Raw genomic sequence first — 21,328 nt, forward strand, 5'->3', positions numbered from 1 at the left:
CGGTCAGGTCCGCGGCCGCCCTCGCGCCCCGGCGGAGGGTCCGCCGGCGGACTCCCGTGCCGTCCGCTGGACCCGGTCGACCCGCGCCTGGGAGGCCAGCCGGACCGGGGCGTTGTCCGCGCCGTACCCGTCGTAGCCGTCCAGCCGCTGCACCACCTCGAAGAAGACCCGACCGACCCGGCGCGTGTAGAAGTGCAGGAACTCCCCCGCACCGTCCCGGTCGTAGAGGAGCTGGGCGGACCGGAGGCGGTCGAGCAGCCCGGGGTCGAGCCCGAAGCGGGCGGCGAGGTCGTCGTAGTAGTTGTCGGGCACCGGCAGGAAGACCATCCCGCGCGCGGTCGCCCTCGACGCCACCGCCCAGATGTCGGTGCAGTGCAGCGCGACGTGCTCCGGGTAGTCGCGACTGACCGTCGGGGCGACGTTGAGCGGCAGGCGGACCCGGCCGTCCGGTGTGCGGACCACCTGGCTGCGCACCAGCCCCTGCGGGCTGGCCACCTGCGTGGCCGCCGGCGCGTCGAACCCGGCGGCCGCGGTCCAGAACAGGACGGCCTCGTCGTGCTCGGCCCAGGAGTGGACCAGGTTGACGTGGTCGACACCGGTGAAGGAGTCCGCCGCGTCCCGCGGCCGCCCGTGCTCGAACTCCTCCACCCAGGCCGGCTCCGCGTCCGCTCCCGGGGCGTCGACGAGGTAGACCTCGAGACCGTCGGGGGCCAGGAACCCGGCCAGACGCGCGTCGTCGACCTGCGAGCGCCGGTGGACGGGCTGCACCCCGAGGTCGTGGGCGCGTCGTTCGGTGGCCGCGGCGTCCGGCACCACCAGCCCGAGCCCGGCGACGACCGGCTCGACCTCGCGGGCGTGCTGCTCGTTCAGCACGATCCTGGCCGGGCCGCCCGACCAGAGCCGCACCGGCTTGGTCCGGTGCTGACCACGGAAGGTGAGCCCGAGCTGGTCCAGGGTCGCCTCGACCTCGCCGGTGTCCTCCGCCTTGACCTCGACGAAGTCGACGCCCACCGGCGGCGCGGCCTCGGCGATCCGGGTCAACGGACCGGCGTCGAGACGGCGTCCGGCCTGGTCCTGGAGCCACACCAGGGACCGGAACGCGTGGGCGGCGGTCCGGGCCGTGTCGGTCTGGCGGAAGGTGTCGTTGAAGACCTCCAGCGAGAGCGGACCGGCGTAGCCCGCGCGGAGCAGGTGCGCCACGAACCCGGTGAGGTCGAAGTCGCCCTCCCCGGGGAAGAGCCGGTGGTGGCGGCTCCAGGACAGCACGTCCATGGCCAGCGTCGGCGCGTCCGCGAGCTGCACGAAGAAGATCTTCTCCGCCGGGATCTCCTCGATCCCGGCCGGGTCGTGGCCCCGGGACAGGATGTGGAAGCTGTCCAGGCACGTGCCGACGGCCGGGTGGTCGGCCAGCGCGACGATGCGGGCGGCCCGGCGGTAGTCGTCCACGAAGCGTCCCCAGGCCAGCGCCTCGAAGGCGATCCGCACGTCGTACGCCGCGGCGAGGTCGCCGAGGCGGCGCAGCTGCTGCGCCGAGACGTCATCGGAGTCGATGGTGGCCGTCCCGACGTTGCTGCACACCAGGACGGTGTCGACGCCGAGCCGCTGCATCACCGCGAAGCGGGCCTCGGCGCGGCGCAGGTTGGCCGCGAGCAGGTCGTCGGTGACGCCCTCGAAGTCCCGGAAGGGCTGGTAGAGGTCGAGGGTGAGACCGAGCCTGCCTGCCCGGCTGCGGACCTCCTCCGGGGAGAGGTCGCTGCCGACCAGGTCGGGCTCGAATACCTCGATCCCGTCGAACCCGGCCGCGGCGGCCGCGGTCATCTTGTCCTCCAGGCTGCCGCTGAGGCAGACCGTGGCGATCGAGGTGCGCATCAGCTCTCCTGGGTGGGGGCGAAGGACCGGACGGCCAGCTCGTAGCCCAGTGGCCCGAGCCCGACGACGACACCCCGGGCGACGGGGCTCAGGTACGAGTGGTGGCGGAACGGCTCGCGGGCGTGCACGTTGGTGAGGTGCACCTCCACGGTCGGCACCTCCGCCCCGACCACGGCGTCGCGGAGCGCGACCGAGGTGTGGGTGAGGGCGCCGGCGTTCAGCACGACCCCCAGGACGTCCCCGGCCGCCACACCGGCCCCGGCCTGCTGGATCCAGTCCACGAGGACGCCCTCGTGGTTGGTCTGCCGGAAGTCCACGTCCAGGCCGAGCGGCGTGGCGACCCGCCGGCAGCGGTCCTCGACGTCGCCGAGGGTGTCGTGGCCGTAGACCGCGGGCTCGCGGGTGCCGAGGAGGTTGAGGTTGGGCCCGTTCAGCACCCACACCGCGCTCACGCGGCACCGTCGCTCTCGAGCGACCGGACGAGCGCGCGGAAGTGCTCGGTCATCCGGGCCCGGTCGGGCTCGCGGCCCGTGATCAGCCGCAGGCTGTCGACCGCCTGGCCGACGGCCATGAGCCCCCCGTCGAGCGTGTCGAGACCGCGGGCGCGGGCGCGGCGCAGCAGCTCGGTCGCGAGCGGGCGGTAGACCACCTCGGCCACCCAGGCCCCCTCCCGCAGACCGGCGGGGTCGAAGGCGACGCCCGGGTGCTCGGCCATCCCCATCGGCGTCACGTGGACCACGCCGGTCACCTCCCTCACCCAGGGGGCGAGGTCGTCCCCGGACGCGGTCATCCGTCCCCCTGACGCCGGGGCGAACCGCTCCACGAGCGCGGCCGCGGCGAGCGGGTCCCGGTCGTGCACCACGACCTCGTCGAAGCCCAGGTCGAGCAACGCGTACGCCGTCGCGCGACCCGCCCCCCCGGCCCCGACCTGCAGCACCCGACCGCGCGGGCGGGCGCCGAGGAAGGCGACGAGGCCGGCCTCGAAACCGGTCACGTCGGTGTTGTGCGCGCGGCGGTGGGGGCTGCCCGGGTCACCGGTGCGGTCCAGCAGCACCAGGTTGGCCGACCCGATCCGCTCCACCACGGGACTGGTCGAGGCGACGTGGTCGAGCACGGCCACCTTGAAGGGATGGGTGACGTTGGCGGCCGCGAACCCCTCCCCCTCGAGCCGGGTCAGCACCGCACCCAGGTCGACGTCGGGGTCCCCGATCAGGTCGACGGTCTCGTAGCGGTAGTCGAGGCCCAGCAGCGCGGCCTCCTGCTCGTGCATGGCCGGCGTCAGGGACGGCCCGATGCCGTGCCCGAGCAGCGCGACCCGGTAGGGGGTGCTCACGCGGCGGCCTCCAGCGACGGCGTCAGCAGCCGTCGTGCGTTGTGGGTGGTCATCCGGTCCAGGTCGTCCTCGGTGACACCGGCCGCGCGCAACCGGGGCAGCACGCAGCGGGCGAGGTGGTCGTGACGCCAGTGCGGCGCGTGCTCCCGACGCCACGACGGCGGCGTCACCCGGCTGAAGTACGCCGCGTCGTGCGACAGCACGATCCGGTCGGCGTAGCCCTCGGCCGCCAGGGCCACCACGCTGTCCACCATGACGTCGTCGTCGGCGACGTGGGCCATCCCCAGACGGTCGACGCCGATCGTCGCGCCGTGGTCGAGCAGGGTGCGCAGGTAGCCGCGGTCGGGGGTGTCGCCGCTGTGGCCGACGACCACCCGCCGCAGGTCGACCCCGGCGTCGCCGAGCACCCGCAGCTGGTCGAGCCCGGTGCGCAGGTGGGGGTTGCTGTGGGTGACGACGGGCACGCCCGTCCGCTGCTGGGCGACCGCGGCGGCGGCCAGGACACGGCTGACGTCGGGCGTCAGGCCGGGCTCGTCCGTCACGACCTTGATCACCGCAGCGCGCACGCCGGACCCGGCCACGCCCTCCTCCAGGTCCCGCAGGAACATCTCGACCAGGGGGTCCGGGCCGCCGACCAGCCGACCGGGACCGTGCGTGCGGAAGTACGGCGGCAGGACCGCGTCGGTGTACCACCCGGTGGCGGCGAGGAGGTTGACCCGGACCCGCGCCGCGACCCGCCCGACGAGGGCGACGTCGCGACCCAGGCCGGGCACCGTCAGGTCGACCACCGTGCGGACGCCGAGGTCGTACAGCTCCTCCAGGCCGGCCACCGCCCGCTCGACCGCCGCGTCGGGGTCCCACTCGGGGTGGGGGTGGTCGCGGTCGAGCTCGGGGCTGAGCACGAACACGTGCTCGTGGGTCAGGGTCCACCCGAGGTCCACCGCGGGCACGGGCCCGCGGTAGGTCTGGACCGGGGCGGCGTCGGGTGCCTCCCCCGTCACGGGGCCGAGCTCTTGATGGCCTCGTAGACCGCGAGGGACTCGCCCTCGAGGTTGTCGGTGAACCAGGCGTCGGTCTGCGCGCTGAAGGCCTCGACGTCGACGTCGTCGACGACCTCGATCTCGCCACTCGAGGCCCACTCCTCGAGCTGCGCGGCCTCCTGCTCCTCCACGCAGGCCGGCAGCCCGTCCACCGCGGTGGCCACGGCGTCGTCGAGGACCTGCTGCTGGTCGGCGTCGAGCTCGTCGTAGACCGGTCCGGCGATGATCAGGTTGGAGTTCTGCGCGTGGCTGGAGAGGCTGAGGTAGTCCTGGACCTCGGCGATGTTGGTCGCCGAGATGTTCGTGATCGGGTTCTCCTGGCCGTCCACGACGCCCTGCTGGAGGGCGAGGTACAGCTCCTCGTAGGCCACCTCCGTGGGCTGGGCGCCGAGCGCCTCCGCGTTGAGCAGGAACTGCGGCGACCCGGGGAAGCGCATCCGCAGGCCGTCGAGGTCCGCGGGCTCGCGGATCGGCTCGGAGGCGGTGAACTGGCGCGCCCCGGCCGACCACGCCCCGAGGACGGATACCCCGGAGGCGTCCTTGAAGTCGGCCTTGACGGTGTCGCTGGCCTTCCCGTCGAAGAACGCCGCCAGGTGCTCGGTGCTCTCGAAGGCGTACGCCGCGTCGATCACGCCGATCGGCTCGTAGGCGGCGGCCAGCGCCGAGGCGCCCTGGATGTCGAGGTCGATGTCACCCGACTGCACTGAGGCGATCCGGTCGGCGTCGGCGCCGAGCTGGCTGCTCGGGTAGATCTCGACGGTCATGCCGGCATCGGCGGTCTCCACCTCCTCCTTGATCACCTCGGCACCGCAGGCGTGCTGCGGCTGGTCCTCGGTGTAGCTGTGGGCCAGCGTCAGCTCGACGCCGCCGGAGCCGGACGAGTCGCCCCCGCCGCAGGCGCTCAGCAGGCCGATCGGCAGCAGGACCGCCGCGGCGGCGAGGGTGGAGCGGGTGGCGCGGGAGGTGCGGTTCATCGATGTTCCTTCCGGTGGTCCCGGCGGTGCCGGGTGGTGGACCGAGACGGGGGTGGTGGGGGCCGCGGCTGTCAGAGGCCGAGCCTGGTCGGGAGCCAGGTCACGACCCCCGGGACGAAGATGATCAGGACGCAGACGGCCAGCAGCGGGATGGTGAAGGGGACCGAGGCCTTGAAGACCTCGCCCACCGGCACCTTCATCGTGGAGCTCAGGACGTAGAGCACGGTGCCGACCGGCGGCGTGAGGAGGCCGATCATCAGCGACACGATCATCAGCACGCCGAGCACGACGGGGTCGACGTCGAGGCGCAGGCCGATCGGCATCAGGATCGGCACGATCAGGACCAGCACCGCGGTGGCGTCGATGACGGTGCCGAGCACCAGCATCAGCAGCGCGACGAGGATCAGGAAGACCGTCCCGTCATCGGTGATCCCGAGCACGAGCTCGGAGAGCAGCTGCGGGACACGCTCGCGGGCCAGCACGAAGCCGAGCAGGGCCGCGGAGGAGACGATGAGCATGATCGCCGCGGTCGTCAGCACGGTCTCGACGAAGATCGAGGGCAGCACCCGCAGGTCCAGCGACCGGTAGGCGAAGCCGAGCAGCAGCATGTAGAGCGCACCGACCGCGGCGGCCTCGGTCGGCGTGAACCAGCCGCCGAGGATGCCGCCCAGGATCAGGACCGGGGCACCGACCGGCGCGAGGACCCGCAGGCCGGTGCGCCGGACCTCGGCCCAGCTGAACCCGGTCTGCACGATGTCCGGCTGCCGGCGGACGAGGACGAACACGACCACGCACAACCCGGCAGCCATCAGCAGCGCCGGGACGACCGAGGCCGCGAACAGGGCGCCGGTGCTGACGGCGGCCAGACCGGCGTAGATCACCGCGGGGATGCTGGGAGGCATCACCGGCGCGATCAGGGCCGAGGAGCCGACCACGCCGAGCCCGAACCGGGTGGTGTAGCCGTTGCGCTGCATGGCCGGGATCTCGACCTTGCTGAGCGCGGCGGCGTCCGCCACGGCCGAGCCACTCATCCACGAGAACCCGAGGCTGACGCCGACGCTGACGTAGCCGAGGCCCCCGCGGACGCGTCCCATCACGGCCAGCGCGAAGTCGAAGAGCCGGTCGGCGATCCCGGCCCGGTTGGCGAGGACCCCGAGGAGGACGAACAGCGGCACCGCCAGGAGCGGGAAGCTCGCGGTGGAGTTGGTCACCAGGCGCATGGCCAGGCCGACCGACTGGTCGGTGAGCACGAGGTAGGCCAGGCCGGGACCGAGGAACGAGAAGGCGACCGGGACCCGCAGCAGGAGCAGGACCAGGATGCCGATGAGGAGCAGGGCGACGGTCATGCGCGCGCCCCCTGCTCGGGGCCGTTGACGCTGACCGGCAGGGCGTCGCGCTCCCGGGAGGCCGGGATGCCGTACCGGACGACGAGGACGGCGGCGAGGAGCGAGCGGACCGCCGTGCTCACGAACCCGACCAGCGGGAGCGCGTAGACGAACGACATCGGGATCTGAAGCGACGGCGTCGTCAGGTTGCCCGACTCCTGGATCAGGGTCCAGCAGGCCCAGGCGAAACCGGCGCCGGTGGCCGCCACGACGAGGTGGGCCAGGACGTGGACCGCCCGCACCAGCCACGCGGGGCGCAGGGTGTCGACCACCTGCAGCGCGATGTGCCCGTCCCGCGTGACCAGGACACCGGCCGCCACGAAGGTCAGCCAGACCAGGCCGTAGCGCGACAGCTCCCCGGTCCAGGTCCAGCCGTCGACCGGCAGGTAGCGCTGGAAGGCCTGCACCAGGACCAGGACGAAGATCATCGCGGTCGCCAGGGCGGCGACGCCGAGCTCGATCCCGGTGATGGCACGGACGACGCGCCCGAGAGCACCGCCCGGCTCCGCGCCTGCTCGGGGACGGGCGTCCGGTGCGTCCGGCGGGGGGACACCCACCGGCGAAGCTGACTCAGACGGAGCCACGTGGACCTCCTCGGGGAACCGGCCGCCGGTGTGGCGGCACTCACATCGCTCCGGACCCTAGGAACTCGCGTCACACAGTTGCAACAAGTTGCCAGTTGTTGCCAACCTCTGCTTCGATCACCGCGTGACCGGGCCCTCCATCTACGACGTCGCCGAGCGGGCGGGGGTCGCGGCGTCGACGGTGTCGCGGGCCTTCGCTGATCCCGGCCGGGTCACCGAGGCCACCCGGGCCCGGGTGATGGCCGCCGCGGCCGAGCTGGACTACGCGCCCCGGCAGCGGCCGCGCCGGCGTACCGGACCTGCGTCGGGGCGCTCCGAGGAGCGGCCGCGCACCGTCGCGATGCTGGTCTCGGACATCACCAACCCGCACTACTTCGAGCTGATCCGCGGCGCCGAGCTGCGCGCCCGGGCCTCCGGGACCACCCTGGTGCTGGTCAACTGCGAGGAGTCGACCCAGATCGAGCTGGAGCAGGTCCGTGGCCTGACCAGCACCGTCGACGGCTTCGTGATGGCGGCCAGCCGGCTGCCCGACCAGCAGCTGCGCGACCTCGCCGCCGAGCACCCGACGGTCCTCCTCAACCGGGACCTGCCCGGCACCACCAGCGTCACCCTCGACATGGCCTCGGGCTGCCGCCAGATCCTCGAGCACCTGTCCTCGCTGGGCCACCGGTCCTTCACCTACTGCGCCGGCCCGCCGAGCTCCTGGATGGGGGCGACCCGGTGGCGGATGCTCTCCGAGGGCGCCCGGCAGTACGACCTCGAGGCGCACCGGATGGGGCCCTACACCCCCACCGTGGCCAGCGGCAGCAGCGCGGCCGACGCCGCGCTCCGGGTCGGCGGGACGGCGGTGGTGGCCCACAACGACCTGCTCGCGATCGGCATCATGCGGCGGCTGTCCGACCGCGGCCTCGACGTGCCGGGTGACGTCAGCGTCGTCGGGTTCGACAACATCTTCGCCGCGACCCTGGTCCAGCCGTCGCTGACGACCCTGGGCGGTCCGATCAGCGACGCCGGCCGGCGCGCGGTCGAGCTGCTCATGTCGATCCTCGACGCACGACGGCGAGGCGCGGCGCCCCGCGCCGAGCAGGTCGCGATGCCCGTGGAGCTCGTCGTGCGGGACTCGACGGGCCCGGCGCCGTCGTGACCCTCGCTCCTGGTCGAGGTGGCCCGGGCCGAGCGGGCGGGCCTGCGGGGCGACGCCTCCCCTGGTGAACGCCGCACCGTCGACCGTTCAGCGCGGGGAGGGCACCAGCGCGCGGGCGACCGTGTGGCGCAGGGCCGTGCGACGGCGGTCGTGGTCTGCCTCGTCGTCACCGGGGGCTGCGGTGACGGTGCCGCTGAGCGGCGACCAGGACCCGGCGATGCCGATCACCATCGCGTAGACGTCCCCGGGTGCGATCCCGTCGACGACCAGGCCGTCGTGCTGGGCCTGCTCGAGGGCGGCGCGCTTGGGCTCGGTGAGCGCGCCGTGGCCGGCCAGCAGGTCACCGACCGGCACCCGCTCGAGACGGTTCCAGCCGACGAGCCGGATGATCTCGGGGTCGGTGAGGTAGCTGTCGTAGAGGGCGACGGCGTAGCCGGGGAGGTCGTGGGCGGTGAACGGGACCGCGTCCACGATCCGTTCGAGCTGGGCGGCGAAGACGGCGTCGAAGAGACCGTCCTTGGAGCCGTGCCAGGCGTACATCTGCTGCTTGTTGACCTCGGCCGCGGCAGCGATCCGGTCGACCCGCGCGCCGGCCAGCCCGTGGGCAGCGAACTCCGCCGTGGCCGCGGCGAGCAACCGCCGCCGGCTCGCGTCCCCGTCCCTCACCACGACCCCACCCTAAACCCAACCATCTAGTTGGTATGTTCCTGCCATGACACCTCCCGCGCCGATCACCAGCCCGTACGACGACACGACCACCGCCCTCGAGGTCGTCGAGGGCCTCGACCTCACCGGGCGGCGCGCCCTCGTCACCGGGGCCGCGTCCGGCATCGGCGTCGAGACCGCCCGCGCCCTGGCCCACGCGGGCGCGCAGGTCACCCTGGCCGTGCGCGACACCACCGCCGGCGACCGCGCGGCCTCCGACATCGCCCGGACCAGCGGTCGCGACGACGTCGCCGTCGTCCGGCTCGACCTCGCCGACCTCACCTCGGTCGACGCGGTGACGGCGGCCTGGGCCGGTCCCCTCGACGTGCTCGTCAACAACGCCGGCGTGATGGACACCCCGTACGGCACCACCGCCCAGGGCTGGGAGACCCAGCTCGGGACCAACCACCTCGGCCACCTCGCGCTCGCCACCGGGCTGCACGCCGCCCTCGCCGCGGGCGACCGGGCCCGGGTCGTGTCGGTCTCCTCCAGCGGCCACGCCGCGTCACCGGTCGTCTTCGACGACCTCTTCTTCGAGCGTCGTGCGTACGACCCCGGCCTGGCCTACGGCCAGTCCAAGACCGCCAACTCGCTCTTCGCCGTCGAGGCGACCCGGCGGTGGGCCGCCGACGGCATCACCGCCAACGCCCTGATGCCCGGCGGCATCTGGACCCCGCTGCAGCGCCACTGGAGCGCGGAGAAGCGCGCCGCCGCCGAGGCGCAGTCGCGCCGGGCCGAGGCGGCCGGGCTGTTCCGGATGAAGACGCCCGAGCAGGGCGCGGCCACCTCGGTCTTCCTCGCGACCTCGCCGCTCGTCGAGGGCGTCGGCGGCCGCTACTTCGAGGACTGCCACGAGGCCGCCGTCGTCGACCAGCTCGACGGCATCCACGGCGTCCTGCCCCACGCGCTCGACCCCGACGACGCCCGTCGTCTCTGGGACGTCTCCGGGGACCTGCTGGCAGCGGCCCGTCAGGCCTCCTGAGCCATCGCCTGACCCCGGTCGAGCAGCAGCGCCTCGACCAGCACGGGCAGCTGGATCGGGTCGAATGGCTTGGCGAGCACGCCCGCGACGTCGAGCCCGAACCAGGACTGGACCCCGACGCGTTGCGCGGCGGTGAGCAACACGACCGGCACCCCGGCCGTGAGCGGGTCCTGCTGGAGCAGGTGGAAGGTGGCGATGCCGTCGACCTCGGGCATCGTCACGTCGAGCACGACCAGGTCGGGCCGTCGCCTCCGCGCGATCTCGACGGCCTCGAGGCCGCCCGTGGCCTCGACGACCAGCCAGCCGCCGACGACGGACATCGACATGGCGATGAGCTCGCGGACGTCCGGATCGTCGTCCACGACCAGCACGGTCCGTCCCACTGTTCCCCCATGTGGTGCCGGGCAGTGCCGCCCGGCTCGTCCTCAGTGTCGGCTCGTGGACGAGACACCTGAAGGGGCTCGCGAGCCCGCACGGCGCCAAGGGGGGATCGACAGTCCCTGAACCGAACCGGCCGTCCGGGTCACCGTGGACCCATGCCACGACCCACCCCGCCCGTCTCGACGCCCACCACGGACACGGCATGAGCAGGCTGGTCCACCGCGTCCTGCACGTGGCCCTCGCCGGCGTCGCCGCCCTCGTCGCGGTCGTCGCGGCCGCCAACGCCGTCGTCGTGCTCCGGACCGACGACGACGTCACGACGGACGCCGACGACCTCCGTCCCGCCCAGGTCGTCGTCGTGCCCGGGTCGCACGTGCGCGAGGACGGGTCCCTCGGTCCGGTCGTGGCCGAGCGTGTCGAGGCCGCGGTGGCCCTGCACCGGTCCGGCACCGTCGCCACGGTGCTCGTCTCGGGGGACAACGGGACCGCCGGTTACAACGAGACCGACGCGATGCGCGACGCCGTGCTCGCCGCGGGTGTGCCCCCCGACGCCGTGTTCACCGACTACGCCGGGTTCAGCACCTGGCACACCATGCGCCGCGCACGCGAGGTCTTCGGGGTCGAGACCGCCGTGGTCGTCACGCAGAGCGTCTACGTCGCACGCGCCGTCGACCTCGGCACCGCCGCCGGCATCGAGACCCAGGGCTACGTCGTCCGCGAGGGCGGACGGCGCGGGCGGGAGCTGCTCGCGCGGGTCCGGGGGCTCGGCGAGGCCCTCTGGCGCCCGGACGTCGTCGGCGGCTCCCTGATCCCGATCACCGGCGACGGTCGGGACTCGTGGGCCGACCTCCGCCGTCCTGCTGATGGAGGGAGCGGCAGACCCTGAATAGAGCTCCGGATCTCAGCAACGGTGGGAGCACCCCGGAGGACCGGGCCACCCACCGCCACCAACACCACTACCCAGCAGGAGCCACCACCATGCCTCGTACCGACACCGACCTCACCGTCCCCGACCTCACCGGCACCCGAGCGATCCTGACCGGGGGCAGCGACGGCATCGGCCTCGGGATCGCCACCCGGCTCGCCGCCGCCGGCGCCGAGCTGGTCCTGCCCGTGCGCAACCAGGGCAAGGGACGGGCCGCGGTCACCCGGATCCGAGCCGCCGCCCCCGGCGCCACCGTCGTCCTCCGCGACCTCGACCTGTCCTCGCTGGAGTCCGTCGCCTCCCTCGGGGCGACCCTGCGCGCCGAGGGCGCGCCGATCCACCTGCTGGTCAACAACGCCGGGGTCATGACGCCGCCGACCCGCCAGAGCACCGCCGACGGGTTCGAGCTGCAGCTGGGCACCAACCACCTCGGCCACGTGGCCCTGGTCGCCCACCTCATGCCGCTGCTGCGAGCCGGCCGGGCCCGGGTCACCTCCCAGGTCAGCGTCGCCGCAGCCAGCGGCACCATGAACTGGGACGACCTCAACTGGGACCGGTCCTACGACGGGATGAAGGCCTACCGGCAGTCCAAGATCGCGTTCGGGCTCTTCGGCCTCGAGCTCGACCGGCGCAGCAGGACCCACGGCTGGGGCATCACCAGCAACCTGTCCCACCCCGGCGTCGCCCCCACCAGCCTGCTGGCCGCGCGGCCCGAGCTCGACCGCGACACCGACACCCCGCAGGTACGGCTGATCCGCTGGCTGTCCAGCCGTGGCCTGCTGGTGGGCACGGCCCGCTCGGCCGGGCTCCCGGCCCTCATGGCCGCCACCTCCACCGAGGCCGAGGGCGGCCTGCTCTACGGCCCGGGCGGCTTCCAGCACCTGGGCGGGGCGCCGACCGAGCAGACGCTCTACAAGCCGCTGCGCGACACCGAGGAGGCCCAGCGCGCCTGGCTGGCCTCGGAGAAGCTCACCGGCGTCCCGTTCCCGACCGATCCGGCGTCGGACGCGCAGACCGGACCCGTCGACGAACACGACGCCCGCCTGCCGCACCGGGACCCCGCCGCATGATGGCCTCTCAGCGTGCGGTCCGGGCGGGGTCGGCTGCGCACCACGCCGGTGGCACCGGAGGAGGAGGCAGAGGATGATCGACCGCACCCAGCTGGCGGAGTTCCTGCGCCGCCGCCGCGAGGCCCTGCAGCCCGAGGACGTCGGCATGCCCCGCGGGCAGCGCCGCCGCACCAGCGGCCTGCGCCGCGAGGAGGTCGCGGTGCTGTGCCACATGTCCACCGACTACTACTCCCGCCTGGAGCAGGAGCGCGGCCCGCAACCCTCCGAGCAGATGGTCGCCTCGATCGCGCAGGGCCTGCACCTGACCGTCGCAGAGCGGGACCACCTCTTCCGCCTGGCCGGGCACCGCCCGCCCGCCCGGGGCGCGAGCAGCGAGCACGTGAGCCCCGGCATGCTGCGCATCTTCGACCGGCTCACCGACACCCCCGCCGAGATCGTCACCGAGCTCGGCGAGACGCTGCGCCAGACGCCGCCCAAGGTCGCGCTCACGGGCGACTGGACGGTCTTCACCGGCCCCGAGCGCAGCAACGGCTACCGCTGGTTCACCGACCCGACCTCCCGCGACATCTACGTGCCCGAGGACCACCCGTTCCTCTCCCGGATGTACGCGGCCGGGCTGCGGGGCATCGCAGGGATGCGCGGGCCCGGGTCCCGGGCCGCCGAGCTGGCCGGGCTGCTCCTGGAGCGCAGCACGGAGTTCGCCACCCTGTGGGCCGACCACGAGATCGGTGTCGAGCCCGACGAGGTCAAGCGCTACCAGCACCCCGAGGTAGGACGGCTCGACCTCAACTGCCAGGTGCTGATGGACCCCCACCAGTCCCACCGCCTGCTGGTGTACACCGCCGACCCCGGCACCGAGAGCTACGAGAAGCTGCAGATGCTCACCGTCGTCGGCACGCAGCGCATGTCCAGCTCCTGAACGGCGCGGTGGCCGCGGCGCCCTCCTACGACGTCGTGCGCGGCCAGGCCCAGGCGGAGCGGAGGATGTAGGCGAGGACGACGATCTCGATCACGGCGCCCAGGCCGTAGAAGTACCACCAGGACTCCCCGACCACGTTGAACGCCGAGACGGGCACGTAAAGCGAGGCCACGACCAGGTTGAGCCTGCGGTTGGCACCGGCGGGCAGGACCGCGGAGAGCAGGATCATGAGGGCCGGGATCCCCACGAGCATCAGCGAGACGACGACGAAGGTCTGACTGATGTCGAACTCGAAGACGACGCCGGCCAGGATGTCGTCGACGGCACCGGGCTTGTACAGGTGGAGGTAGTCGACGTAGATGTAGAAGAACATGAAGCTGGCCCAGGCCGCGGTCAGCTTCGCCCTGACCGGCACGGGTGGATCGTGCAGGGTCGTCGTGGCACCGGTCGTGGTCGTGGTCGTGGCGCTCATGGGTGTCTTCTCTCTCGTCGGGTTGTCGATCCCACGATGGCTGAAGAACCCCGTCCTGCCGTCGGCCTCCGGGCTCGATCTCCCTGGCCCTCCGGTAGGAGTCGTCACTCGTCCCTTCGGCTGACTCGCCTGGTCTCGTAGGCCCACATCGCGATCTCGACGCGGTTGCGCGCCCCGAGCTTGTTCATCACCGCGCCGACATGGGTCTTCACCGTGCTCAGGGAGATGTGGAGCTCCTCGGCGATCTCGGCGTTGGTACGGCCGCGGGCGACGGTGAAGAGCACCTCCTCCTCGCGTTCGGTGAGCGGCTCGATCGGCTGGGCCGGCGGAGTGGCGCGCTCGAGGCCGGCGAGCGTGGTGAGCAGTCGGCGGGTGATCTCGGGTGCGATGAGCGCATCGCCGTTCGCCGCGGCGTGGATCGCCTGGACCAGGAGCTCGGGCCCGGCGTCCTTGAGGAGGAAGCCCCGGGCTCCGGCCTTGAGCGCGCCGTGGACGTGCTCGTCGAGATCGAAGGTCGTGATGATCACGACGGCCAGGGGGTTCTCCACGCCAGGACCGGCGAGCCGGCGGGTGGCCTCGATGCCGTCGATACCGGGCATCCGGATGTCGAAGAGGCACACGTCGGGACGCAGCTCGCGCGCCATGGCCACCGCCTCGTGACCGTCCGCCGCCCCGCCGACGACCTCGATCCCGGCCTGCGCGTCGAGGATCATGGTGAGCCCGGTCCGGACCAGGAGCTGGTCGTCGGCGATGACCACCCGGATGGTCATCGCGGCACCTCCCGCGGGAGGGTCGCCTCGACGGTCCACCCGCCGACGGGGTCCGGCCCGGCCTGACAGGCACCGCCGAGCAGCCTGGCTCGTTCGGCCATGCCGAGGAGGCCGTAGCCCCCGGTGGTCGCGGGGCGGGCCGGCCCTCCGTCGTCGTGCACCCGCAGCCGTACGACGCCGACCTCACCGGCGACCTCCACGGTGACCACCGTGGCGTTCGGCGCATGCCGGATCGCGTTGGTGACCGACTCCTGGCAGATCCGGTAGACCGTGACCTCGACCGGCTGCGGCAGGCCGGTGAGGTCGCCGCCGCGGTGCACCTGCACCACGGGGCTCATCCGAGTCAGCTCGTCCAGGTCGCCGATGCCCCGCTGGGGCGCGTAGTCGGCCACCTCCCCGTCCCGGAGCACCCGGACCATCGTGCGCATCTCGGACAACGTCCGCGACGCCTCCGCCTCGATCACCGCCAGGGCCTCGACCGCCGAGGTCGGGTCCGTGGCCGCCACCGCCCGCCCCGCCTGGGCCTGGATCGCGATCGCCGACACGTGGTGCGCGACGGTGTCGTGCAGCTCGCGGGCGAGCTCCCCTCGCTCGAGCGTCCGGACCTGCTGCACCTCGCGCTGGCGCGCGACCGCGCGGTAGCGCATCGCGGCCCCGAGGGCGAACGCCGCGACCAGCACGGTGGTGCCACCCACCACGTCCTCCAGGGCCTCGCTGGTCGCGAGACCCAGGCCGGCCGGTACGGCGACGATCACCGTGCCGACCAGCGCCTCGGGGCCGGAGGCCCAGCGGTACAAGGCGTAGGGCAGCAGCAGGACCCCGATCATGGCGAAGAGCCCCACCTCGCCGGCGACGCCGAGGATCATCGGGACGTGCAGCACCATCGCGCCGCCGAAGCCGACCGCGGTCGCCAGGAGCGGACGCGTACGCCGCCAGAGCAGGGCCGGGATCACCAGGAGCGCGACCACGGTGGCCACGGGCCGCGCCGGCACGTCGGAGCGGAAGATCGCCTCGCCCGCGGCCGCGACCAGCAGGACGCCGACCACGACCCAGTCCCCCCACACCCGTGCCGGGGGGTCCGGGGCACGAGGCTCGGCGAGGACCGAGCGGAGGGAGGCGGCGAGCACCGCTCCAGCCTAGGGAGCGGCCACGCTCGGCGTACGGAGCTCGAGCACGAGCCGCTCCTCGTCCTTTCGGCCGAGGAGTCCTCACGCGGTGGCCCGATGCACGTCTCCTCTGCTCGGCGCGGTTGACCTGGTCGCGCTGCGCGTCCGGGACCTGCCGTGCGACCTGCTCGGACCGATACCTTGGGGACACGTCGCGACGCCCGTCCAGCGACAGAACACGAGGAACGCCGTGCCGGCTCAGCAGCCCCTGTGGGCAGACTCCTACGCCCCCGGGGTGCCCCTGCACCTCGACTACGGCGACACCACCGTCCTCGGTCTGTGGGAGAACGCATCGCAGCGGTATCCCGACCGGCCGGCCCTGGACTTCCTGGGCCGCGTCTCGACCTACGCCGAGGTCGACGACGAGATCCGGCACGTGGCGGGCGGGCTGCACGCGCTCGGCGTGCGTGCCGGCGACAACGTTGCCCTCGTCATGCCGAACTGTCCGCAGAACGTGATCGCCTTCTTCGCGGTGCTGCGGCTGGGTGCCACCGTGGTCGAGCACAACCCGCTCTACACGGCAGCGGAGCTGCGTCACCCGTTCGTCGACCACGGCGCCCGGGTCGCGATCGTGTGGGACAAGGTGGTGCCGACCATCGAGGGGCTCCAGACCGGGTCCTCGCTCGAGCACGTCGTCGCCGTCGACATGACCACCCGGCTGCCGTGGAAGAAGCGGCTCGCGCTGCGTCTGCCGGTCGCGAAGGCCCGCGCGGCCCGGGACCAGCTGACCTCCCCGGCCCCCCAGGTCATGCAGTGGGCCGAGCTGGTCTCCTCGGCGCCGCTCGACGACGCGCACCCCCGTCCGAGCAAGGACGACGTCGCGCTGCTGCTCTACACCTCGGGGACGACCGGCGTCCCGAAGGGGGTGCCGCTCCTGCATCGCAACCTCGTCGCCAACGTCGTCCAGGGTCGTGCCTGGGTGCCGGGCCTGGAGGAGGGCAAGGAGTCCTTCCTGGTGGCGCTGCCGTTGTTCCACGCCTACGGCGTGACGGTGAGCGTGCTGCTCGGCGTGGCCCTGGCCGCCAAGCTGGTCCTGCTCCCCAAACCCGACATCGGCCTGATCATGGAGGCCGTCGCGCGGGAGGTCCCGAGCTTCGTACCCGCAGTGCCGACCCTCTACCAGCGCATCGTCGATGAGGCGGAGCGGCGGAAGGTGTCGATCAAGGGCATCCGGTACGCCTTGTCGGGCGCGATGCCGCTGCCCGGTGACCTCGTCGAGAAATGGGAGGCCGCCACCGGCGGGCTGCTCGTCGAGGGGTACGGCCTGACGGAGACGTCACCGGTGATCGTCGGCAACCCGATGACCAAGGCGCGGCGGCCCGGCGCGATCGGCGTACCTTTCCCGGACGTGGAGGTCCGCATCGCGGACCGCGACGACCTCGACCGCGACGTCCCCCTCGGCGAGGGCGGCGAGCTGCTGGTCCGGGGGCCGCAGATCTTCTCGGGCTATCGAGGCCTGCCGGAGGAGACGGCTTCCGCCTTCCACGACGGCTGGTTCCGTACCGGGGACGTGGTCACCATGTCGCCCGACGGGTTCTTGGTGATCGTGGACCGGGTCAAGGAGATCATCATCACCGGCGGGTTCAACGTCTATCCCTCCGAGGTGGAGGCCGCGCTCCGTACGCATCCCGCGGTCGACGACGTGGCGGTGGTCGGGCTCCCGCACGAAGACGGTGGGGAGCAGGTGGTCGCGGCCGTCGTGCCCGTCGGGGGTGTCGCTGTTCTGCCGGACGAGCTGCGGGCACACACGCGCCAGGCGCTGACGGCCTACAAGGTCCCGCGTCGGATCGTCTTCGTGGACGACCTGCCGATCAACCCCATGGGCAAGGTCCTGCGCCGAGAGGTGGCGACCCGGCTCCAGGAGTCCTGAACGCCGACTGCGGCGCCCGCTCTTGACGGGTGCCACAGCCTGGCTTAATCTACAACCAAATGGTTGTACGACTTGATCTCACGGATGCCGAGGTGGACCGGATCTTCCGGGCCCTCGCCGACACCACGCGCCGCGACATCCTGCGTCGCACGATGGCGGGAGAGGCGTCGGTGTCCCAGCTGGCTGCGGCGTACGACATGTCCTTCGCAGCCGTCCAGAAGCACGTGGCCGTGCTGGAGGGAGCCGGTCTGGTGACCAAGCAACCACAGGGCCGCGAACGCATGATCCGCGGCAACCCCGAGATGGTGCAGAAGGCGCAAGCACTGCTGGGCCGTTACGAGGAGGTCTGGCGCGCGCGGATCGACCGGCTCGACGCGCTGCTCGCCGACGACTGACCCGAACCACCCCGACCAGGAGACCACCAGGAGACCACCATGCCCATCACGTCCGTGACCCGCGACCCCGAGGCCCTGACCATGACCGTGGTCGCCGACTTCGCCGCCGACCTGCAGCGCCTGTGGCAGGTCTACGTGGACCCGCGGCAGCTGGAGCGGTTCTGGGGCCCGCCCGGGTACCCGTCCACGTTCACCCGTCACGACGCCGCCACCGGCGGACGCTCGACGTACCGGATGACCGGCCCTGACGGCGAGAGCCATGGTGGCTACTGGGAGTGGATCTCGGTCGACCCGCTCAAGGGCTTCGAGGTCCGCGACGGATTCGCCTCGCCCGACGGCGAGCCGGATCCCCAGATGCCCTCGATGCGCCTGCATTTCGTCTTCGAGGAGAGCGGCACGGGGTCGCGGGTCACCACGACGACGTACTTCACCACGCTCGAGGAGCTGGAGCAGCTCGTCGAGATGGGCATGGAGGAGGGCCTGCGGGCCGCGATGGGCCAGATGGACGAGGTGCTCGCCGACCTGACGGCGTTCGCCGCCGGCGACGGCACGGTCTGCCAGATCCTGTCCGACACGCAGGCACGCATCACCCGGGTGATCCACGGACCGATCGAGATGGTGTGGCAGGCACACCACGACGCCGCACTGATGCGACGGTGGCTCCTCGGTCCGGACGGGTGGACGATGCCGGTCTGCGACGTCGCCACCACCGTCGGCGAGAAGTACCGCTACGAGTGGGAGCCGGCCGAGGGCACGGCAGGGGAGCGCTTCGGCTTCGAGGGTGAGCTGCTCGAGTCGGTCCGGCCGTACCGGGCCGTGACCACCGAACGGATGATCGGGATGCCCGGCGACGGCACGCTCAACGAGCTCACCCTCACCCCGGTCCCCGAGGGCACCCTGCTGGCCGTCGTCGTCACCTTCCCCGACGCGGCGACCCGGGATGCCATCCTGGCTACCGGGATGGTCGACGGCATGGAGACCAGCTACGCCCGGCTCGAGCGCGACGTCCTCGTCTGAGCCGGCTCGAAGCCGGAGCCCCCGGTGGAGTCGCAGGGCGTCGAGTTCGCTCGGTCGTTGCCGACGATCACGCCCAGACGTCGCTTGCAGACCGCCGCTTCGGCGCACCAAACCTTCTGATCCGTAGCGAGGGTCCGGGGTGTCTGCGGCCGTCCCGGCACACCTACGGACGACAGCGACTTGAGGACAAAGTACCAGGTCAGCGGGCTGTGCGGGCACTCGTCTTGGGCGGGCGTGCCCGGTCGGCCTGAGTCGCTCACGGGGTCTTCCCGGGGGGGTTCTTGAGCCGTTTTTGAGCCGGAGCCGAACGCCACCAGGAGCGACCGCAGGCCGCGTCCTGACGTCACCCCGGGGCGAGAGTTCAACCGAGCCCAACCGGACCGGCCATCCCCCCGGCATGCACCCCGCTCGACCCCAAAAGACCAGGGCCGCAGGTATGACCACGTCGTCGTCGGGGCGGGGACCGCAGCAAGCTTCGCGGTCGGTCAGGTTGGCCGATCGCGGACTCAACGACCGGTGCCACGTGCCCCGAGGCAGTGTCGAACTGGCCTGTGGGAACTTGGCCGCCCTCAGGGGCCTGTCCCTACTCTGGTTACGTGTTCAGGCGCCGCACCCGACCACAGCCCGAGTTTGTCCGCTCGGATGCCGAGTGGCGCGCGATCCTCGAACCCGAGGCCTACCGGGTACTTCGCCGCTCAGGCACGGAGGCCCCGCGGACCAGCCCCTACGAGCACCCGCCCGCGAACCCAGCCGGGGTGTACCGATGCCTGGGCTGCGGGGGCGAGCTGTTCCGCGCCGACGACCAGTTCGACTCCCGGACGGGGTGGCCCAGCTTCACCTCCGCCGCGACCCTGGACGCCGTAGACGTCCGCACCGACTTCGCCATGCTGGTGCCCCGACGTGAGGCAACCTGCACCCGGCGGCGGGCACCTAGGACACGTGTTCGCAGACGGTCCGGCGCCCACGGGCCAGCGATGGTGCATCAACGGGGCCGCCTCACCCTCGATGGGCCCACGTCGGCACCCGCGGCCGGGCAGCCCGATTGAACGCACGCCGCCGTAGGGACGGGACTGCCCTCCCCGGACTCGGTAACCGGGATGGCCGGCTTCACAGTCGGTTCGTTACCCCAACGCTGGTCGTCAGCCCGCAACAGTGCATGTCCTTGCGACCCCGAGGACGCGTCAGCCCGTCGTCGGGATCACCGGTAGGTCCAGGTGGGGCACGCCGCTTCAGGAGACGACCGCCTGGATTTGAGCCGACGTCGAGCCGGAGAGTCGCGGGAGGATCGGTCAGCGGAGCACCTCGGGGTTGACCAGGTGTTCGGGCTGCTCACCGCGCAGGTGCGCGGCGAGGTCGGCGGCGACGATCCGGCAGGCGTTGTCGGCCGTCTGGCGGCTCGCGCCGGCGAGGTGCGGGGTCATCACGAGCCGCGGGGCTCGCAGTAGGCGCGAGTCGGCCGCCGGCGGCTCCTCGGGGAAGACGTCGAGCGCCGCCGCGTGCAGGTGGCCGGACTCGAGCGCGTCGCACAGGGCGTCGTGGTCGAGCAGCCCGGCGCGAGCGCAGTTCACCAGCACCGCACCCTGGGGCAGCAGCGAAAGCTCCCGGGCCCCGATCATCCGGGCGTTGTCAGCGGTGAGCCGCGCGTGCAGGCTGAGGAAGTCCGCGGCCCCGAGCAGCTCGTCGAGGTCGACGGCGCCGGCGGCACGCGGGTGACCCTCGGGCAGGTACGGGTCGTGGACCAGCACCCGCGCCCCGAACCCTTCGAGCCGGCTGGCCACCCGCTCCCCGATCTCGCCCACGCCGACTAGGCCGACGGTGCTGCCGGCGATCTCTGGACCGGCGGTGTCGTAGCGGTAGAAGTCGCCGCGCCAGGTCCCCGCCAGCAGGTCGGCGTGCACCTGCGGGATGCGTCGAGCCGCGGCCAGCATCATCGCCACCGTGTGCTCAGCGGTGGCCACTGCGTTCCGCCCGGGCGCCCGGGTCACCTGCACGCCGTGCGACGTGGCGGCCTCGAGGTTGACGTTGACCGGTCCACCGCGTCCGACCCCGACGAAGCGCAGGTCCGGGCAGGCCTCCAGCACCCGCGCGGTCACCGGCCCCATCTGGGTCACGCATGCCTGCGCCCCGGCGAGGTGCGTGATCATCTCGTCCTCGGCGTCCGAGGCCTCGTCGACCTCCGCGACCCGGCCGAACGGGACGTCCGGCCAGGGCAGGGTCAGCTCGACGACGTCGAGGTCGGCCCCGTCTGGCCCGCAGGCCTCGCGCACCGCGGCGGCGAGGCGGTCGGCGCGGACGAAGTGGTCACCGGCGGCGAGGACGGTCGTCAT

The 21,328-nt window shown here is 72.7% G+C and carries 21 protein-coding genes and 1 pseudogene; 9 read left to right on the top strand and 13 right to left on the bottom strand.

What is annotated here, in order from left to right; translation table 11 throughout:
* Positions 1-3: 3 nt before the first annotated feature.
* The 7 genes from GV155_RS18120 to GV155_RS18150 form a co-directional block, all read right to left on the bottom strand.
* Entirely contained in the window at positions 4-1,869 is a 1,866-nt protein-coding gene (locus GV155_RS18120; protein WP_160010238.1) for a bifunctional sugar phosphate isomerase/epimerase/4-hydroxyphenylpyruvate dioxygenase family protein, read from the bottom strand.
* The gene (aroQ, locus tag GV155_RS18125; protein ID WP_160010240.1) at positions 1,869-2,321 is read right to left on the bottom strand and encodes a type II 3-dehydroquinate dehydratase; all 453 of its coding nucleotides are present in this window, start codon (positions 2,319-2,321) and stop codon (positions 1,869-1,871) included. Before aroQ ends, GV155_RS18120 begins: the two co-directional genes overlap by 1 nt.
* The gene (locus GV155_RS18130) at positions 2,318-3,202 is read right to left on the bottom strand and encodes a shikimate dehydrogenase (protein ID WP_160010242.1); all 885 of its coding nucleotides are present in this window, start codon (positions 3,200-3,202) and stop codon (positions 2,318-2,320) included. The genes aroQ and GV155_RS18130 overlap by 4 nt, the downstream gene beginning before the upstream one ends.
* The gene (locus tag GV155_RS18135; protein WP_160010244.1) at positions 3,199-4,203 is read right to left on the bottom strand and encodes a phosphotriesterase family protein; all 1,005 of its coding nucleotides are present in this window, start codon (positions 4,201-4,203) and stop codon (positions 3,199-3,201) included. The genes GV155_RS18130 and GV155_RS18135 overlap by 4 nt, the downstream gene beginning before the upstream one ends.
* Complete coding sequence (locus tag GV155_RS18140; protein WP_160010246.1) at positions 4,200-5,216, bottom strand: DctP family TRAP transporter solute-binding subunit; 1,017 nt, start codon at positions 5,214-5,216, stop codon at positions 4,200-4,202. Before GV155_RS18140 ends, GV155_RS18135 begins: the two co-directional genes overlap by 4 nt.
* 71 nt (positions 5,217-5,287) lie before the next feature.
* Complete coding sequence (locus GV155_RS18145) at positions 5,288-6,562, bottom strand: TRAP transporter large permease (RefSeq protein ID WP_160010248.1); 1,275 nt, start codon at positions 6,560-6,562, stop codon at positions 5,288-5,290.
* Positions 6,559-7,158 (bottom strand): TRAP transporter small permease, encoded by a 600-nt coding sequence (locus tag GV155_RS18150; RefSeq protein WP_160010250.1) that lies wholly within the window; start codon positions 7,156-7,158, stop codon positions 6,559-6,561. The genes GV155_RS18145 and GV155_RS18150 overlap by 4 nt, the downstream gene beginning before the upstream one ends.
* Positions 7,159-7,309: 151 nt before the next feature.
* Between GV155_RS18150 and GV155_RS18155 the strand changes: the two genes are divergently transcribed.
* The gene (locus tag GV155_RS18155; protein WP_160010252.1) at positions 7,310-8,329 is read left to right on the top strand and encodes a LacI family DNA-binding transcriptional regulator; all 1,020 of its coding nucleotides are present in this window, start codon (positions 7,310-7,312) and stop codon (positions 8,327-8,329) included.
* Positions 8,330-8,416: 87 nt separating this feature from the next.
* On the opposite strand, the gene GV155_RS18160 is transcribed toward GV155_RS18155, so the two are convergent.
* Positions 8,417-8,998, bottom strand: a complete 582-nt coding sequence (locus GV155_RS18160; protein ID WP_236554412.1) for a TetR family transcriptional regulator — start codon at positions 8,996-8,998, stop codon at positions 8,417-8,419.
* A gap of 43 nt (positions 8,999-9,041) precedes the next feature.
* On the opposite strand from GV155_RS18160, the gene GV155_RS18165 reads away from it, so the two are divergent.
* Positions 9,042-10,016 (top strand): SDR family NAD(P)-dependent oxidoreductase, encoded by a 975-nt coding sequence (locus tag GV155_RS18165; RefSeq protein WP_160010254.1) that lies wholly within the window; start codon positions 9,042-9,044, stop codon positions 10,014-10,016.
* Here the strand turns inward: GV155_RS18165 and GV155_RS18170 are convergent.
* Positions 10,004-10,378 (bottom strand): response regulator, encoded by a 375-nt coding sequence (locus GV155_RS18170; RefSeq protein ID WP_201300237.1) that lies wholly within the window; start codon positions 10,376-10,378, stop codon positions 10,004-10,006. The genes GV155_RS18165 and GV155_RS18170 overlap by 13 nt on opposite strands.
* A gap of 221 nt (positions 10,379-10,599) precedes the next feature.
* Here GV155_RS18170 and GV155_RS18175 point away from each other — a divergent pair, with 221 nt between their 5' ends.
* From GV155_RS18175 to GV155_RS18185, 3 genes are all read left to right on the top strand, one after another.
* Positions 10,600-11,283 carry a SanA/YdcF family protein gene (locus tag GV155_RS18175; RefSeq protein ID WP_160010256.1) on the top strand — a complete coding sequence of 228 codons (684 nt, stop codon included), beginning with the start codon at positions 10,600-10,602 and terminating at the stop codon, positions 11,281-11,283.
* A gap of 92 nt (positions 11,284-11,375) precedes the next feature.
* Positions 11,376-12,392: an SDR family oxidoreductase gene (locus GV155_RS18180; protein WP_160010258.1), complete on the top strand. Its 1,017-nt coding sequence runs from the start codon at positions 11,376-11,378 to the stop codon at positions 12,390-12,392.
* A gap of 73 nt (positions 12,393-12,465) precedes the next feature.
* Positions 12,466-13,311, top strand: coding sequence for a helix-turn-helix transcriptional regulator (locus tag GV155_RS18185; protein WP_160010260.1), 846 nt, complete (start codon positions 12,466-12,468; stop codon positions 13,309-13,311).
* 25 nt (positions 13,312-13,336) lie between these two features.
* On the opposite strand, the gene GV155_RS18190 is transcribed toward GV155_RS18185, so the two are convergent.
* From GV155_RS18190 to GV155_RS18200, 3 genes are all read right to left on the bottom strand, one after another.
* Positions 13,337-13,783, bottom strand: a complete 447-nt coding sequence (locus GV155_RS18190) for a DUF6326 family protein (RefSeq protein WP_160010262.1) — start codon at positions 13,781-13,783, stop codon at positions 13,337-13,339.
* A gap of 104 nt (positions 13,784-13,887) precedes the next feature.
* Positions 13,888-14,553 (bottom strand): response regulator, encoded by a 666-nt coding sequence (locus GV155_RS18195; protein ID WP_160010264.1) that lies wholly within the window; start codon positions 14,551-14,553, stop codon positions 13,888-13,890.
* Positions 14,550-15,680, bottom strand: coding sequence for a sensor histidine kinase (locus GV155_RS18200; protein WP_160010266.1), 1,131 nt, complete (start codon positions 15,678-15,680; stop codon positions 14,550-14,552). The genes GV155_RS18195 and GV155_RS18200 overlap by 4 nt, the downstream gene beginning before the upstream one ends.
* 229 nt (positions 15,681-15,909) lie before the next feature.
* Between GV155_RS18200 and GV155_RS18205 the strand changes: the two genes are divergently transcribed.
* From GV155_RS18205 to msrB, 4 genes and pseudogenes are all read left to right on the top strand, one after another.
* Positions 15,910-17,589 carry a long-chain-fatty-acid--CoA ligase gene (locus GV155_RS18205; RefSeq protein ID WP_160010269.1) on the top strand — a complete coding sequence of 560 codons (1,680 nt, stop codon included), beginning with the start codon at positions 15,910-15,912 and terminating at the stop codon, positions 17,587-17,589.
* A 92-nt stretch (positions 17,590-17,681) separates the two neighbouring features.
* Positions 17,682-17,984 carry an ArsR/SmtB family transcription factor gene (locus GV155_RS18210; RefSeq protein ID WP_236554413.1) on the top strand — a complete coding sequence of 101 codons (303 nt, stop codon included), beginning with the start codon at positions 17,682-17,684 and terminating at the stop codon, positions 17,982-17,984.
* A 39-nt stretch (positions 17,985-18,023) separates the two neighbouring features.
* On the top strand, positions 18,024-19,001 hold the full coding sequence (locus GV155_RS18215) for an SRPBCC family protein (protein WP_160010273.1): 978 nt from the start codon (positions 18,024-18,026) through the stop codon (positions 18,999-19,001).
* A 596-nt stretch (positions 19,002-19,597) separates the two neighbouring features.
* A pseudogene (gene msrB, locus GV155_RS21065) lies at positions 19,598-20,063 on the top strand (peptide-methionine (R)-S-oxide reductase MsrB).
* 227 nt (positions 20,064-20,290) lie between these two features.
* Here the strand turns inward: msrB and GV155_RS18225 are convergent.
* A complete protein-coding gene (locus tag GV155_RS18225) occupies positions 20,291-21,328 on the bottom strand; it encodes a 2-hydroxyacid dehydrogenase (RefSeq protein ID WP_160010275.1) in 1,038 nt (345 codons plus the stop codon).

Origin of the sequence: Nocardioides sp. AX2bis, from assembly GCF_902506435.1 — a bacterium.
GTDB lineage: Bacteria > Actinomycetota > Actinomycetes > Propionibacteriales > Nocardioidaceae > Nocardioides.

Coding starts and splice junctions, on each gene's coding strand:
- GV155_RS18140 (WP_160010246.1), bottom strand. CDS start 5,216: ATGAACCGCACCTCCCGCGCCACCCGCTCCACCCTCGCCGCCGCGGCG.
- GV155_RS18190 (WP_160010262.1), bottom strand. CDS start 13,783: ATGAGCGCCACGACCACGACCACGACCGGTGCCACGACGACCCTGCAC.
- GV155_RS18180 (WP_160010258.1), top strand. CDS start 11,376: ATGCCTCGTACCGACACCGACCTCACCGTCCCCGACCTCACCGGCACC.
- GV155_RS18215 (WP_160010273.1), top strand. CDS start 18,024: ATGCCCATCACGTCCGTGACCCGCGACCCCGAGGCCCTGACCATGACC.
- GV155_RS18185 (WP_160010260.1), top strand. CDS start 12,466: ATGATCGACCGCACCCAGCTGGCGGAGTTCCTGCGCCGCCGCCGCGAG.
- GV155_RS18120 (WP_160010238.1), bottom strand. CDS start 1,869: ATGCGCACCTCGATCGCCACGGTCTGCCTCAGCGGCAGCCTGGAGGAC.
- GV155_RS18165 (WP_160010254.1), top strand. CDS start 9,042: ATGACACCTCCCGCGCCGATCACCAGCCCGTACGACGACACGACCACC.
- GV155_RS18145 (WP_160010248.1), bottom strand. CDS start 6,562: ATGACCGTCGCCCTGCTCCTCATCGGCATCCTGGTCCTGCTCCTGCTG.
- GV155_RS18225 (WP_160010275.1), bottom strand. CDS start 21,328: ATGACGACCGTCCTCGCCGCCGGTGACCACTTCGTCCGCGCCGACCGC.
- GV155_RS18195 (WP_160010264.1), bottom strand. CDS start 14,553: ATGACCATCCGGGTGGTCATCGCCGACGACCAGCTCCTGGTCCGGACC.
- GV155_RS18175 (WP_160010256.1), top strand. CDS start 10,600: ATGAGCAGGCTGGTCCACCGCGTCCTGCACGTGGCCCTCGCCGGCGTC.